The organism is Novosphingobium sp. GV079, assembly GCF_003058045.1.
Lineage (GTDB): Bacteria > Pseudomonadota > Alphaproteobacteria > Sphingomonadales > Sphingomonadaceae > Novosphingobium > Novosphingobium capsulatum.
The window spans coordinates 371,017-385,251 of record NZ_QBUE01000005.1 but is presented as its reverse complement, the minus strand read 5'-3'; the positions used below and the strand labels follow the sequence as shown (position 1 = coordinate 385,251).

Here is a 14,235-nt window from a genome sequence, read left to right as displayed (position 1 = left end):
CCATGGTGAGAATAATGGTGTAGGAGGCACATGCAATGGCGCCTTGGTGGCGCCAGGCAAAGGGACAAGATCTTCGCGATGGGACGAAAATTCTTCGGCACCGATGGCATCCGGGGCCGGACCAATGCCGGGGTGATGACCGCGGCAACCGCCATGAAAGTGGGCCAGGCCGCCGGCACCTATTTCCAGCGGGGCGATCATCGCCACCGCGTGGTGATCGGCAAGGACACCCGCCTGTCGGGCTATATGCTGGAAAACGCGATGACCGCCGGGTTCACCAGCGTGGGCATGGACGTGGTCCTGCTCGGCCCGATGCCCACGCCCGCCGTCGCTATGCTCACGCGCGAAATGCGCGCCGATGTCGGCGTGATGATCTCGGCCAGCCACAACCCGTTCGAAGACAACGGGATCAAGCTGTTCGGCCCGGATGGCTTCAAGCTGTCGGATGAAGACGAACTGGCGATCGAGGCCATGCTGGAGGATGAGCTTGACCTGGCGCCGGCCAGCGAAGTGGGCCGTGCCCGCCGCATTGAGGATGCGCGCGGTCGCTATATCCACGCGGTCAAGGCCTCGCTGCCGCATAACCTGCGCCTCGACGGGCTGCGCATCGTGGTCGATTGCGCCAATGGCGCGGCCTATACCGTGGCGCCCTCGGCGCTGTGGGAACTCGGCGCCGAAGTGATCGCCATCGGGGTTGAGCCCAATGGCAAGAACATCAACCTCAATGTCGGCTCCACCCACCTCGACGCGATCAAGGCCAAGGTGCGCGAAGTGCGCGCCGATATCGGCATCGCCCTCGATGGCGATGCCGACCGCCTGATCGTGGTCGATGAAAAGGGCCAGACGGTCGATGGTGACCAGATCATGGCGCTGATCGGCAGCCAGCTCGCCGCACGCGGCGCGCTAACCGGCGGCGGCGTGGTCGCCACCGTGATGTCGAACCTGGGCCTCGAACGCTTCCTGCGCAGCAAGGGGCTGGACCTGGTGCGCACCGCCGTGGGCGATCGCCACGTGCTGGAAAAGATGCGCGAAGGCGGGTTCAACGTGGGTGGTGAACAGTCCGGCCACATGATCCTGACCGATCACGCCACCACCGGCGATGGCACGATCGCGGCGTTGCAGGTCTTGGCCGCGCTGGTTTCCAGCGGCAAGCCGGCCAGCCAGACGCTGCACCTGTTCGATCCCGTGCCGCAACTGCTCAAGAACGTGCGCTTTGCCGGCGGCAAGCCGCTCGAGGCCGAAAGCGTGCAGGAGGCCATCGCCCAGGCCGAGGCGCGGCTCGCTGGCCGCGGCCGCCTGGTCATCCGCCCCTCGGGCACCGAGCCGGTGATCCGCGTCATGGCCGAGGCCGACGATGCCGAGGAAGTGGCTGAAGTGGTCGACGCCATCTGCAATGCCGTGCGCAAGGCTGCGGCCTGAGCGGAGAACCAGACATGCTTGCCATGCACCCCGATTGCCAGAACTGCGGCACCGAGCTTCCCGCCGAAGCGCCCGGCGCTTTCATCTGCTCGATGGAATGCACGTTCTGCGCCGAATGCGCCGAAGACCTCGATGACCGCTGCCCCAACTGCCAGGGCGAACTGATGGACCGCCCAACGCGGGCCAAGGCGCTCCACGCCAAGTACCCGCCCGCGCGCGAACGGCGCTACAAGCCTTAGACCCGAGTACACTTGCACGCCCTCTCCCCTGCGCGCATGATTGCGCCAGGGAAGAGGGCAACAGCCATGCACGAACACGAATGGCGTCGGCAGATCGTGAACGAGATGCATCTGCGTCGCTGGCCCGTGCTGCGCGCGCCGATGCAGGTGGTGCAGCAGGTGCGGCTGGTGGACGATGCCGCGCGCGATGCCGAGTGGGCAGCCTGGGCAGCCATGCCCGAAGGTGGCGAGGTACGCCGCGCCGATCGCCGCCACGTTTCGGGCACCCTGGCCGGTGGCGTATCGTTCACCTGGGAACGGCATAGCGAGGCCAGCACCCAGACGCTGTTTGCCCCATGCGACGTCGATCTTGCTGATGCGACTGCCTGGATGGAAAGCCTGCCCGGCGCGACGGTGCGCGCCACGCGGCTGGTGATCGTGGCCGACGAGGCCGCCGCCGCCCAGGTGATGCCGGCCATGGGCCTGGTGCACGATGACCTGGTCTCGTGCCACGTGGCCGGGCCGATGCGCATCTGGTCAGACTTTCACATCGGCGAGGATGGCTATGGCCGCATGCTGGTGGCCGCATGCGGGTTGGAAGGGGGCGACCTGACCCGCGCGGTGCAGCGGTTGCAGGAATTGAGCAGCTATCGCAACCTGGCACTGCTCGGCCTGCCAGTGGCGCGCGCGGCCTGGCCCCGGCTGGACCAGGCCGAAGCAGTCCTGCGCCGCCTGGGCGAGGCGCTGACCCGCGACGATGTGCGCGACGATGACCTGATGGACCAGCTTTCCGGCCTGTCGCTGGCGATTGCCGCCGTGGCCAGTGCCACCGACTACCGCATGAGCGCGACTGCCGCCTATGCCCTGCTGGTGGAAGAACGGCTGGCCGATCTGGCGCCGCGCCCGATTCCCGGCTTTCTCTCGCTGGGCGAATTTACCCAGCGCCGCTTCCTGCCGGCGGTGCGCACTTGCGCCGCATTTTCCCGTCGCGAACGCCAGGTGGCGGCGCGCGCCGGGCAGTTTACCGCCCTGCTGCGCGCCCGCATCGAGACCCGCATCGAAAACCAGAACGGCGCGCTGCTCGCCTCGCTCGAACGCAGCGCGGTGCGCCAGTTGCGCCTGCAACACCTGGTCGAAGGGCTGTCGGTGGTGGGGATCAGCTATTATGCCACGGCGCTGATCGGCCATGTGCTGGAAGGCGGGGAAAGCCTGGTGCACTTCGATGCGCGCCTTGCGGTGGGGGTGATCACCCCGCTGGTGATGCTGGCGACCTGGCTGGCACTGCGCCATGCCCGCCGCCAGGTACTCGATCAGCCCTCACCGTGATATCCGCGCTATCGATGATAGCATGGATATTACGGTTCAGACTGCCGCTTCGGCCATCCGCGCGGCAAACCACGGCTTCATCCGCGCCAGCGCGTCTTCCACCTCGGCGGTGGAAACGGCAAAGCTGATGCGGAAGAAGCGGCGCCCTTCGACCGGATCGAAATCGATCCCCGGTGCCGTGGCCACGCCGGTATCTTCCAGCAGCTTGAGGCAGAACGCCATCGAATCGTCGGTCAGGTGGCCGATATCGGCCCAGACATAGAATGCGCCATCGGGCGGGGCGATGCGGGCCAGGCCCAGCGCCGGCAAGGCATCAAGCACGAGTTGGCGGTTGCGCGCATAGGCGGCGACATGGCCCTGTAACTCGTCCTGGCATTCGAATGCCACCAGCCCGGCATTCTGGCTGAGCACCGGCGGGGTAAGGAACAGGTTGCCCATCCGCGCACGGGCCTGGTCGACCAGCGCGGGCGGCACCACCAGCCAGCCAAGGCGCCAACCCGGCATCGAGAAGTACTTGGAAAAGCTGTTGATGATCACCGCCTCGGGATCGACGGCAAGCAGGGTCTGCGCCTGCGCACCGTCATAGGTGAGGCCGTGATAGATCTCGTCGCTGATCACCGCGATGCCGCGTGTCTGGCAGACCTGGACGATGGCCGCCAGTTCATCGGGTGCGATCACTGTGCCGGTGGGGTTGGCCGGGCTGGCCAGGATCAACCCGTCGGGGGCCGGCTCCATGGCCGCCAGGGCAGCGGCGGTGACGTTGAAGCGTTCCTGCGGGCCACACACCAGTTCGACCGGCTCCATGTGCAGCGCACGCAGGGTATTGCGATAGGCGACATAGCCGGGCCGGGCGATCGCCACCCGCGCACCGGGGGCAAAGCGCAGGGTCAGCGCCATGACCAGCGCCGGCGAGGCACCACAGGTCAGTACCACCTGCGCCGGATCGAGCGTGACGCCGGCGGTGTCCTGGTAATGCCGGGCAATGCGCTCTTTCAGCGCCTGGCTTTCCCAATAGCCCTGCGCCTGGGTATCCAGCACGTGATGGGCACGGGCAATCGCGGCCGCGGGCGCGCTAGTGGAGGGCTGGCCGAATTCCATGTGGATCACCGGCCGGCCGGCCGCAGCCGCGTCGGCGGCGATACGGTGCGCCAGGGTGGAAACGGCAATGGCGTGAAAGGGTTCGATCTGTGCAGTCATGGGGGCCGTGCGGGTAACACGATTCGGGCGGCGGGTATATCCACCCATGGTGATGGCGGAACCTGCGGGACTGACAGGCGGATGAACCAGCCGTAATCTGCCCGCCATCGGCGGTTTGGCGGGCGTCAGGCACCTGCCTTGCCGGTAACACCACGCAACAGGCGATGATCGATGGCACACTCTGGGCAACACCGAGACGCCGCCACGGCGGGGCAGAGCCAGGACAACGGCATTCCCGCCGGGCCGGCCACGCCGGTCAACGCCGCGCAGACCACCGACCTTGCCGGAAACCCGCTGGACACGGCCAATGCCAGCGGCCCTTGCACCACGGCCCAGGCACGCGCCAGCCTGGCACAATGCCGAACCGCCACCGGCGCCGGTATTCCTGCCGCGCCGCTGGCGCTGGTCGCGCTGGCCTGCGCCCTGCTGGCGGCCGGCGTGTGGACCTTGGCCGGGCAGGAAATCCGCAAATGGATCGATGGCCAGGGATGGGATTGGCAGGCCGCCTCGCAGCGCACGGGCAGCCATGGCCGCGCCGCCCGTGCGCTGCGACGGCGGCGGCGCCTGGCGCTCGCCATGATCGTCGTTGCGCTGGCGCTTGGCATCGTCGGCCTGGTCGCCGCGCCGCAGGGCTGAACGCCCCGCCGCCCTGGGCGTGGTGGGCAACAGCGACCCTTTGCCTTGGCAGCGGGCATGGGGTACAGCAACATCCTGACATAGCCCGGACCAGGCTGCCCATGACGCATTCGGACTCTTCGCTGCTGCTCGACCTCTACGGCTCGGTAGAGCATGAGGCGCGTTGGCAGGTCGTGCTCGATACGCTGCGCGATCGCATGGGCCTGGAAAGCGTGGTGGCGCAGGTGCTGTCTTCGGCCCGCTCCTGCCTGCAACAGGTGTGGACGGCGCGGGATTCGGTATCGTTGCGCCATGCGGCCATTCACGATTCCTGGGCCAATTCCGGCGCCAATCCCCGCTTTCATCGCCAACGCGCGCTGCGCCATCCCGATACCGGGATCGGCAGTGATTTCCAAAGCCTGGATCATTCCGAAAACGAACATCGCGCCATGCGCGAAGGGTTGGCGCGCTGCGGATTGGGGCCGGCGTTCTGGGTCGATTTCGGCCTCAGCCCGAACAGCCATTTCTCGCTGGTGTTCCATCGCAAGCCCGGTGATGACCGCGACGTCAACGCCGGCGAGGTGGAATTCCTGCAGCAGTTGCAGCCCCACCTCAGCCAGGCGGTCAGCCTGTGGCTCAAAACCTCGGAAAACGCGGCGCGGGTGCGCACGCTGGAACAGGCGATCAGCGCCACCGACCTGGCCATGACCAGCTGCGATCGCACGCTGCGCGTGGCATGGAGCAATCCGGTGGCCGAGACGCTCCTCGCCTATAACCGGCACCTGGGCGTGCGCAACGGCATGCTGACCGCGCACAACGCGCAAGCCAATGCCGCGCTCAAGGCGCTGGTTGCCGATGCCGCCGTCGGCCATGCCGATGTGCTGGCATTGGGCAGCCCGGGAGACGATCCGCTGCATGTGCGGGCCGTGTCGGGCGCCAACCAGGCCGGCATCGGTGCGGCCGCGCGCGATGAAGTGCTGCTGCTGATCGCGGCGCCGGAACGCCGCGTCCAGATCGTGCCATCAGCCCTGGCGCGCCTGTTCCGCCTGACGGGAGCAGAAGCGCAACTGGCCGCTGCCCTGGCCGCGGGCGACACGGTCAGCGAATATGCCGCCCGCCGCGGTATTACCACCGGCACCGCGCGCATCCAGCTCAAGCAGCTGTTCGGCAAGACCGGCACCGGGCGCCAGGCCGATCTCGTTCGCCTGATCCTGCATTCGCTCTCGGCCCAGGGCAACGGCACCCTGCCCCCGGTACCCGTTCCGCCACGCCCAAACTGAGATCGCAGACTATATCCCATATGGGAGGTGCAGGGCCGCAACCTCTGGCCCCATCATCCCCCGCGACAAGGCGGAACGGACGCGTTCCAAACCGCCGCAGCATGAGGGATAGAAGATGCAGCCCAGACATTTCCATTCGTTCGCAGGCGCTCCCGTGGCCATGGCCCTGGCCTGGAGCAGCGGGCCGGCACTGGCGCAGGATGGCAGCGGCACGCCGGCAACTGCAACAAGCGCCGATGCCGCCCCCGGCGAAATCGTGGTCACGGCCACCCGCCGCGCCGAATCGCTGAGCAAAGTGCCGCAATCGGTCACCGCGCTCAGCCAGGCCTCGCTCGATGCGCGCGGCATCAAGGACATTTCGGGCGTCGTGCGGCAGACGCCGGGCATCCAGTTCGATCCCAACGGTTTCGGCAACCAGACCAACATCGCCATTCGCGGCATCAGTTCCACCGTGGGGGCGGCCACCACCGGCGTCTATATCGACGATACCCCTATCCAGAGCCGCGTCGTGGGCTATTCAACCACCAACGCCTTTCCCGCGGTGTTCGATCTGGCGCGCGTGGAAGTGCTGCGCGGGCCGCAGGGCACGCTGTTCGGCGCCGGTTCGGAAGGCGGCACGGTGCGCTTCATCACCACCCAGCCCAGCCTGACCGACACGCATATCTATGGCCGCGCCGAAGCCTCGGCCACGCAGGGCGGCGCCGCCTCGGGCGAGCTCGGCGTATCGATCACCGCGCCGCTGGTGCGCGACAAGCTCGGTCTGGCGGCCAGCGTGTGGTATCGCCACGATGGCGGGTGGATCGACCGGCAGGATGCCAATCCCATCCTGACCAACGCGCCCTATCTCAAGAACGTCAATTCGAGCTGGACGCAAGTGGCGCGCTTTGCGCTGAAGTGGGCGCCGGTCGATGGCGTCGAAATCACGCCCTCGCTCTATTACCAAAAGCGCGTCAACAACGACACCAGCCCATGGTGGGAAAACAACGGCCTCGCTCCCAGCGATCCGGGCTACAAGGCGCTGTCCAACCCCAGCAAGGGCCAGTACGTCAGCGGGGCGCCCAATGGCTCGCCCGATCGCGATCGCTTCTATCTGCCCGCGCTCAACATCAGCGCCGATCTCGGCGGCGCGCAGTTGATCAGCAACACCTCTTACTATGTGCGCGATCAAAGCGGCGAGATCGACTATTCCACAATCTGGCCGGCGGTCTTTGCCGGCACGCCCTGGGTCGGCACCGATCACAAGGCCCTGGCCTATATGCGCAACGACCAGCGCACGTTCACCCAGGAAGTGCGCCTGCAATCCACCAACGCCAATGCGCGCTTCACCTGGGTGATCGGCGGCTTTTATGCCAAGTCGGTCCAGCATTTCGCCGAACAGGTCTATGATCCCAACTTTGCCGACATTTTTGGCGGCGTGCCGCCCGAAGTGGTGCTCGGCGTGCCGCTGGTCGATGGGCTCTATTCGCTGGCTGGGAGCGGACGCGGCGCCGACGAACAGCTGGCCGGTTTTGCCGAAGGGTCGCTCAAGCTGACCGACACTCTCAAGGTAACCGCCGGGGTGCGCGTGGCGCACACCAAGTTCGAAGGCAATTCGCTGTTCCAGGGCCCAGTCTCGGGCTATCAGTTGCAGGACCAGCAGTCGGTCAGCGAAAACCCGGTCACGCCCAAGTTCGCGCTCAACTGGCAGGCCACGCCAACCACGCTGATTTATGCCACGGCGGCCAAGGGCTATCGCATCGGCGGCACCAATGCGCCGGTGCCGCTCAGCCAGTGCGGGACGGACCTTGCCAACTATGGCTTTGCCAATGTGCCCAGCACCTACAAGTCCGACAGCCTGTGGAGCTATGAAGCCGGCGCCAAGACGCGCGTGGGCGGGGTCAGCCTGGCAGCCAGCGCCTACCACGTGGATTGGAGCAACATTCAGCAGAACGTCTATCTCCAGCATTGCGGCGCGCAGTTCACTGCCAACCTGGGCAAGGCACGCAGCCAGGGCTTCGACATCCAGGCGACGGCCCGGATCAGCCCCGCGTTCACCCTGGATGGAACGCTGGCCTATACCGACGCGCACCTGACCCAGAATGTCAGCGGCCAGCCCAATCCCCAGGCCGGCCAGCTGATCGCCGCAGTGGGTGATCACCTGGAAACCCATCCGTGGACGGCCACGATCGGCGCCAATTATGAAGCGCCGGTCGGCAGCGCCACGGCCTATCTGCGCGCCGACTATTCGTACAAGAGCAAGGCCAGGATGTCGGCCGTCACCGACAGCAGCACCAGCAGCTATGATCCCGGCGCCTATGCCCTGCCCCAGGTGCACTATGCCAGCCTGCGCGCCGGGCTGCGCAAGGGCGCCTATGATCTCTCGCTGTTTGTCGACAACCTGACCAACGAAACCACGATCCTGTCCCGCTCGATCGAGGTGAGCGGCGTTGGCACCTATCGCAACCTGTCACAGCGCCCGCGCACGTTCGGCCTCACCCTGCTGATGCGCCAGTAATGCCGGGTGCCCCGCCAAGGGGCACCCCCTGCACTGGGCCGGAAGCACCCTGATGCTTCCGGCCACTTTTCCCTTGTTCCTTCCCTGCTGCAAAGGCTGCTTCCCCATGGTTTTCCCCCGCAAGAAGGCCGCGCTCGCGCTGGCCAGCGCCACCCTCGCCCTGGCCCAGGCATTCGCCACGCCCGCCCTGGCGCAAACCGCGCCGCCCCATGTCCTGCCCAATGGCCAGGTACCGCCCAACCTGGCCGCCGCGCGCACCCACATGCTCGAAGCGCCGGAAAACATGCTGACCTTCCACACCATGGATCAGCTGTTCCAGACCCGCCCGGTGCCGCGTTCCGGCCCGATCGCCGCGCTGCCCCGCGTGGACCAGGCCCTGCCCGATGCCGTGCTCGGCACCACGAAAATGACCGAGGACCAGTGGGAAGACCGCACTTTCACCAATGCCCTGCTGGTGATGCGCGACGGCAAGATCGTGCACGAAAGCTATCGCAACAACACCGATGCCAGCACGCACTACATCTCGTTCTCGATGGCCAAGTCGATCACCTCGATCATGGTCGGCATCGCGGTCAACCAGGGCTTCATCAAGTCGATCGACCAGCCCGCCACCGACTATGTCCCCGAACTCAAGGGGTCGGGCTATGACGGGGTAACGATCCGCCAGTTGCTCCAGATGCGCTCGGGCGTGGATTACGAGGAACGCTATGACTTTGGCGCAACGCCCAGCGTGGCCGCCAAGATCTTCCTCAACGCCATCGTCGCCAACACCGAACGCTTTGCCGACACCGCGCCGCGCCTGGGCCGCAAATGGAAGCCGGGCAGCCACTTCAACTATTCCACGCTCGATACCAGCGTGCTGGGCTGGATTCTCGAACGCGCGACCAAGCAGCCGCTGGCCACCTACATGACCAACACCCTGTGGCAGCCGATGGGCATGGAATCCTATGGCTTCTGGCTGGCCGATGGCGCGCCGGGCGTGGGGCGCGAGCTTAACGGCATGGGCTATAACGCCACGCTGCGCGATTTTGCCCGCCTGGGGCAGATGATGCTCGACGAAGGCAAGTTCAACGGCCGCCAGATCCTGCCAGCCGACTGGGTCCACCAGGCAACCGCGATGGTGCCCAATGCCGATCCCGGCACGCCGCCGCCGCCGGCCAGCGTGACCGATCCCTTCGCCCGCTCCGGCTATGGCTTCCAGTGGTGGAAGGTCGACGATACCGGCGCCTATACCGCGCTCGGCCTCCAGGGGCAGTTCATCTACGTCCACCCCGCCACGCGCACGGTGATCGTCAAGCTCAGCTTCTTCCCGCCCGAAGGATCGGACCTGGGCAATCGCGCGCTGGAAGAAACGCTGGCCTATTTCAAGACGCTGGTGAACTGGTCGGCCACCGCGCCCAAGCCGTAAGGCCAGGCGCCCAAGGGATGATCCGGCGGGATCATGCGTGGGGGAACGTAATCTCCACCATGATCCCCTCGGGCGAAAAGCGCCGCACGATGCGCCCGTCGAGCTGGCGTTCGGAACTGCGGATCAGCGCCGAGCCAAAGCCTTCGCGCGCCGGCACGCCGTCTTCGGGCAGCACCAGCGGCGCGGCGGCGCGTTCCTGCCACACCAGGCGCACGGTCTTGTCCGCCGCATGGTGTTCCCAGCGCACCTCGAGCAGTCCGCCCGGGGCCGACCAGGCGCCATACTTGACGGCATTGGTCACCAATTCGTGCAGCACCAGGCCCAGCGGCACGGCGTGGCGGCCCGACACAACCAGTGTCCCGCCCGAAAGGTTGCAGCGTTCGCTGTCAGAGCGGTAGGGCGCGATCGCCTTGGTCACCAGATCGGCCAGGTCCACCTCGCCATCACCATCGTGGCGCCCCTGCGTCACATCGTGCGCGGTGACCAGGGCGTGGATGCGCTTGGCAATGCGGTCCACCGCCGGGGCCGCGGCGGTATCGCCCCGGGCCGACATCTTCACGATCGCCAGGATCACCGCGAACAGGTTCTTTACGCGATGATTAAGCTCGCGCGCCAGCAGGTCGGCGCGGTCGCGCGCCTCGGCGATCAGCGCGGCATTGGCAGCGGCTGCCTGCGCCTGGGCAGTGCGGATCACCTGCCACAGCCCCAGGATCAGCGCGATGGTGATGATCACCGCCAGCAGGCCCAGCGAGGGTATGACGCGCGCCTCGGCCATGGCAGCACTGTCGGTCGCGGCATCCAGCCGCGCGCGCTCGGTACGTTCCAGCCGGCCCACGGCCTGGCGCAGGGCCTCCATCGCCAGTTGCCCCTCGTCAGACAGGGTGCGCACCCGTGCCTCGACCAGTTCGCCACGCCGCACCAGTTCCACCGTGCCGGCCATTTCGGCCCACTTGGCATCGCCCAGGCGCTCGATCTCATCCACCAGGGCGGCCTGCTGCGGATCGATGCCCTGGCCCAGGCGGCGGCGCAGCGCGCGGATTTCCGCCTCATAGGCGGCATGGCCCTGCGTATAAGGCACCAGATAGCGGCGGTCATAGGTGATGTAATAGCCGCGCTGCCCGGTTTCGCCGTTGAGCGTGGCCGCCACGATGCCATCGAGCGCGGCCAGCACCGCGCTGGTGCGCGCCGCCTGCTCGCGCTGCACGCGCTCGGCATCGACCGTGGTAAAGATCAGGGCAAAGGTACCCAGCAGCGCCAGGGCCAGCACGGCAAACAGCGCCAGTGTCAGCCAGGCCGGCTTGCGGCGCCATATGCGGCCCCAGCTTTGGGCCTGCCCGGTTTCGTCGGCAACCATGCCTTTGCCCTAGAACCTTGTGGGAATTTCGCCAATGGCATTTTCATTGCGGGTTTGCGCCCGCGTGGCACAATCGCGCCTCGGCAAATGCTTGACGGATGGCGCGCCCTCGCTTATCGGCGCACCCCTGATTTCGGCTCGGCGTCGGTTGCGGCGGCGTGCCTGTTATACCGATTCGCCAGACAAGAAGAAGAGCTGAACCATGAAGCGCACTTTCCAGCCCAGCAACCTCGTGCGTGCCCGCCGCCACGGCTTCCGCGCCCGCATGGCCACCGTCGGTGGTCGCAAGGTGCTGCGCGCTCGTCGCGCCCGCGGCCGCAAGAACCTCTCGGCCTGATCGCGCGCCCTTCGGGCACCATGTCGGTTGAGACCGGGGCCGATCCGGCCCGCTCTCCTCGGCGCAGTGCCCGCTTGGCGACGATGGCCCGGCGTGCGGATTTTCTCGCCGCCAATCGCGGAATCCGGGTCGCAAGGCCCGGATTCGTGCTTTTGGTGAACCCCTTGTCGCGCGCCGACGGCTCGCTGCGATTCGGGGTGACCGTCACCAAGAAGATCGGCAACGCCGTGGCGCGCAACCGCATGAAGCGGCGCTTTCGCGCGCTGCTGCGCGAACTGCTGCCCGCCCACGGCATTGCCGGCGCCGATCATGTGCTAATCGGCCGCGAAAACGGGGTGGAGCGCGATTTCGCCCTGCTGCGCAGCGAACTGGGCCAGGCCCTGTCGCGCGCTGCTGCCGGCAAGGGCGATCCGCCCCGCAAGCCTGGCGGCAAATCGGGCGGAAAGCCCGGCACCAGGCGCGGCCCACCGCGCGAACCCAAGCCCGCCTACGGCCGCTGAGCCCATGAAGCGCCTGCTCATCCTCATCGCCCGGGGCTGGCAGCTTGGCCCATCCCGCGTCTTGCCACCTTCGTGCCGCTTTGCCCCCTCGTGCTCGCAATATGCGATCGAGGCGTGGACCAAGCATGGTGCGATTAAGGGTAGCTGGCTTGCCGCCTTGCGGCTATTGCGCTGCCATCCCTGGGGTGGCTGCGGGTACGATCCCGTCCCCTGAACACCCTTTCCCAAACAGCTTGATTCAACGAACGCGAGGCACAGTGGAGAAACAGCGCAACCTGATCCTGGCGGTGGTCCTGATGGGCCTGCTGCTGATCGGCTGGGATTATGGCATCGCCTATTTCTATCCGCAGCCCAAGGGCAAGCCGGCGGCTATGGCCAGCCAGGCGCCCGTGGCCGCGCCCGCCAGCAGCGGCCCGCCGGCCAAGCCCACCCGCGAAGGCGGGCTGCAGGCCCCGGCCGACGTGGCGCTGGAGCAGAAGGACCTGGCCCAGGAACTGGCCGCAGGCAACCGCGTGCCGATCGATGCGCCGGGCCTCAAGGGCTCGATCAACCTGGTCGGCGGCGTGGTCGATGACCTGACGCTGGTGCGCCATCGCGAAACCATCGACAAGAACAGCCCGCCGGTGCGCCTGTTCTCGCCCGCCGGCACCCCGGCGCAGCATTTTGCCCAGGTCGGCTGGCTGGGGCAGAACGGCGTGGCCGCGCCCAACGGGCAGACCGTGTTCACCGCGCAAGGTACCAAGCTGACGCCGGCCACCCCGGTTACGCTGACCTGGCGCAACCCCACCGGGCAAACCTTCAGCCTGCGCTACGCGATCGACCAGAACTACATGCTGACCGTGACGCAGAGCGTGACCAACGCCGCGCCCACGGCTGCCTCGGTCGCGCCGTTTGCCCGCATCAACCGCACCGACAAGACGATGAGCCAGGATACCTGGCAGGTCCATTCCGGCCCGATCGGCGCGTTCGATGGCTCGGTCAATTTCTCCAACAACTACACCGATGTCGCCAAGGTCGGCTCGATCACGCCGGCAGGCGCGGCCAACTGGATCGGCTTTACCGACATCTACTGGCTTTCGGCGCTGATCCCGGCCGATGGCGCGGCCAAGCCCGCCGCCGATTTCCGCGCGCTGGGCAACAACCTGTTTGCTGCTGACCTGATCTGGCCGGCCGCCAGCGTGGCCCCCGGCCAGACGCAGAGCCAGACCCTGCGCCTGTTTGCCGGTGCCAAGGAAAACAACGTCCTTGAGGCTTATGAAAACCAGGGCGTGACGCACCTGTCGCTGTCGATCGACTGGGGCTGGTTCCGCTGGTTCGAAAAGCCGATCTTCTGGCTGCTCGATTCGCTGTTCCACGGCGTCAAGAACTTCGGCCTGGCGATCATCCTGCTCACCCTCTTGGTGCGCGGCATGATGTTCCCGGTGGCGCAGCGCCAGTTCGCCTCGATGGCGGCGATGCGCGCGCTCCAGCCCAAGATGAAGGCGATCCAGGAACGCTACAAGGACGACAAGGCCCAGGCCCAGCAGGAAATCATGAAGCTCTACAAGGAAGAGCGCGTGAACCCGCTGGCCGGCTGCCTGCCGATCTTCCTGCAGATCCCGGTGTTCTTTGCGCTCTACAAGGTGCTGGTGCTGACCATCGAAATGCGCCACCAGCCCTTCGTGCTGTGGATCAAGGATTTGTCCGCGCCCGATCCGCTCCACGTGCTCAACCTGTTCGGCCTGCTGCCGTTCACCCCGCCCGCCTATCTTGGCATCGGCGTGCTGGCGATCATCCTGGGCGTGACGATGTGGGCGCAGTTCAAGCTGCAACCCGCCGCGATGGACCCCGCGCAGCAGCAGATCATGGGCCTGATGCCGTGGATGATGATGTTCGTCATGGCGCCGTTTGCCTCGGGCCTGCTGCTCTACTGGATCACCTCCAACCTGCTCACCATCGGCCAGCAGCGCTATCTCTATAGCCGCCATCCGCAGTTGAAGGCGCAGGCGGCCAAGGACCAGCAGAACCTCGATCGCGCCGCCGCGCGCGACGCCACCATTACAGCAAAGCCGAAAAAGAAGTGAGCGTCACCGGTCCCGACGAAGAAG

Annotated in this window: 13 protein-coding genes; 11 read left to right on the top strand and 2 right to left on the bottom strand. The window is 66.7% G+C overall.

Annotated elements, in window-relative coordinates:
- The first annotated feature begins 78 nt into the window (after positions 1-78).
- The 3 genes from glmM to C8K14_RS09660 all read left to right on the top strand — a co-directional run bounded on the left by glmM (position 79) and on the right by C8K14_RS09660 (position 2,963).
- Complete coding sequence (glmM, locus tag C8K14_RS09670; RefSeq protein WP_028657638.1) at positions 79-1,419, top strand: phosphoglucosamine mutase; 1,341 nt, start codon at positions 79-81, stop codon at positions 1,417-1,419.
- A gap of 14 nt (positions 1,420-1,433) precedes the next feature.
- Positions 1,434-1,658 (top strand): DUF1272 domain-containing protein, encoded by a 225-nt coding sequence (locus C8K14_RS09665; protein ID WP_022675443.1) that lies wholly within the window; start codon positions 1,434-1,436, stop codon positions 1,656-1,658.
- 66 nt (positions 1,659-1,724) lie between these two features.
- On the top strand, positions 1,725-2,963 hold the full coding sequence (locus tag C8K14_RS09660; protein WP_107716488.1) for a DUF3422 domain-containing protein: 1,239 nt from the start codon (positions 1,725-1,727) through the stop codon (positions 2,961-2,963).
- Positions 2,964-2,999: 36 nt separating this feature from the next.
- On the opposite strand, the gene C8K14_RS09655 is transcribed toward C8K14_RS09660, so the two are convergent.
- Positions 3,000-4,160: a pyridoxal phosphate-dependent aminotransferase gene (locus C8K14_RS09655; protein ID WP_107716487.1), complete on the bottom strand. Its 1,161-nt coding sequence runs from the start codon at positions 4,158-4,160 to the stop codon at positions 3,000-3,002.
- A gap of 171 nt (positions 4,161-4,331) precedes the next feature.
- Here C8K14_RS09655 and C8K14_RS09650 point away from each other — a divergent pair, with 171 nt between their 5' ends.
- From C8K14_RS09650 to C8K14_RS09635, 4 genes are all read left to right on the top strand, one after another.
- Entirely contained in the window at positions 4,332-4,796 is a 465-nt protein-coding gene (locus tag C8K14_RS09650; protein ID WP_107716486.1) for a hypothetical protein, read from the top strand.
- A gap of 101 nt (positions 4,797-4,897) precedes the next feature.
- Positions 4,898-6,055, top strand: coding sequence for a LuxR family transcriptional regulator (locus tag C8K14_RS09645; RefSeq protein ID WP_107716485.1), 1,158 nt, complete (start codon positions 4,898-4,900; stop codon positions 6,053-6,055).
- Between the two features lie 160 nt (positions 6,056-6,215).
- Entirely contained in the window at positions 6,216-8,549 is a 2,334-nt protein-coding gene (locus tag C8K14_RS09640; protein ID WP_158272929.1) for a TonB-dependent receptor, read from the top strand.
- Between the two features lie 106 nt (positions 8,550-8,655).
- Positions 8,656-9,957 (top strand): serine hydrolase, encoded by a 1,302-nt coding sequence (locus C8K14_RS09635; RefSeq protein WP_107716483.1) that lies wholly within the window; start codon positions 8,656-8,658, stop codon positions 9,955-9,957.
- Positions 9,958-9,988: 31 nt separating this feature from the next.
- Here the strand turns inward: C8K14_RS09635 and C8K14_RS09630 are convergent, their stop codons facing one another.
- Positions 9,989-11,311, bottom strand: a complete 1,323-nt coding sequence (locus C8K14_RS09630) for a sensor histidine kinase (RefSeq protein ID WP_022674471.1) — start codon at positions 11,309-11,311, stop codon at positions 9,989-9,991.
- A 202-nt stretch (positions 11,312-11,513) separates the two neighbouring features.
- Here C8K14_RS09630 and rpmH point away from each other — a divergent pair, with 202 nt between their 5' ends.
- From rpmH to yidC, 4 genes are read left to right on the top strand one after another with little or no spacing between them, the layout of a single operon-like run.
- Entirely contained in the window at positions 11,514-11,648 is a 135-nt protein-coding gene (gene rpmH / locus C8K14_RS09625) for a 50S ribosomal protein L34 (protein WP_028657364.1), read from the top strand.
- Positions 11,649-11,668: 20 nt separating this feature from the next.
- The gene (gene rnpA / locus C8K14_RS09620; protein WP_369801279.1) at positions 11,669-12,148 is read left to right on the top strand and encodes a ribonuclease P protein component; all 480 of its coding nucleotides are present in this window, start codon (positions 11,669-11,671) and stop codon (positions 12,146-12,148) included.
- Positions 12,149-12,152: 4 nt separating this feature from the next.
- Positions 12,153-12,362 (top strand): membrane protein insertion efficiency factor YidD, encoded by a 210-nt coding sequence (gene yidD / locus C8K14_RS09615; protein ID WP_082208922.1) that lies wholly within the window; start codon positions 12,153-12,155, stop codon positions 12,360-12,362.
- 43 nt (positions 12,363-12,405) lie between these two features.
- Positions 12,406-14,211, top strand: coding sequence for a membrane protein insertase YidC (gene yidC, locus C8K14_RS09610; protein WP_062783584.1), 1,806 nt, complete (start codon positions 12,406-12,408; stop codon positions 14,209-14,211).
- Positions 14,212-14,235 lie beyond the last annotated feature (24 nt).

What these genes read in the sequence shown, in the direction of transcription:
- glmM (WP_028657638.1), top strand. Translation starts at nt 79, where the DNA reads ATGGGACGAAAATTCTTCGGCACCGATGGCATCCGGGGCCGGACCAAT.
- C8K14_RS09665 (WP_022675443.1), top strand. Translation starts at nt 1,434, where the DNA reads ATGCTTGCCATGCACCCCGATTGCCAGAACTGCGGCACCGAGCTTCCC.
- C8K14_RS09660 (WP_107716488.1), top strand. Translation starts at nt 1,725, where the DNA reads ATGCACGAACACGAATGGCGTCGGCAGATCGTGAACGAGATGCATCTG.
- C8K14_RS09655 (WP_107716487.1), bottom strand. Translation starts at nt 4,160, where the DNA reads ATGACTGCACAGATCGAACCCTTTCACGCCATTGCCGTTTCCACCCTG.
- C8K14_RS09650 (WP_107716486.1), top strand. Translation starts at nt 4,332, where the DNA reads ATGGCACACTCTGGGCAACACCGAGACGCCGCCACGGCGGGGCAGAGC.
- C8K14_RS09645 (WP_107716485.1), top strand. Translation starts at nt 4,898, where the DNA reads ATGACGCATTCGGACTCTTCGCTGCTGCTCGACCTCTACGGCTCGGTA.
- C8K14_RS09640 (WP_158272929.1), top strand. Translation starts at nt 6,216, where the DNA reads ATGGCCCTGGCCTGGAGCAGCGGGCCGGCACTGGCGCAGGATGGCAGC.
- C8K14_RS09635 (WP_107716483.1), top strand. Translation starts at nt 8,656, where the DNA reads ATGGTTTTCCCCCGCAAGAAGGCCGCGCTCGCGCTGGCCAGCGCCACC.
- C8K14_RS09630 (WP_022674471.1), bottom strand. Translation starts at nt 11,311, where the DNA reads ATGGTTGCCGACGAAACCGGGCAGGCCCAAAGCTGGGGCCGCATATGG.
- rpmH (WP_028657364.1), top strand. Translation starts at nt 11,514, where the DNA reads ATGAAGCGCACTTTCCAGCCCAGCAACCTCGTGCGTGCCCGCCGCCAC.
- rnpA (WP_369801279.1), top strand. Translation starts at nt 11,669, where the DNA reads ATGTCGGTTGAGACCGGGGCCGATCCGGCCCGCTCTCCTCGGCGCAGT.
- yidD (WP_082208922.1), top strand. Translation starts at nt 12,153, where the DNA reads ATGAAGCGCCTGCTCATCCTCATCGCCCGGGGCTGGCAGCTTGGCCCA.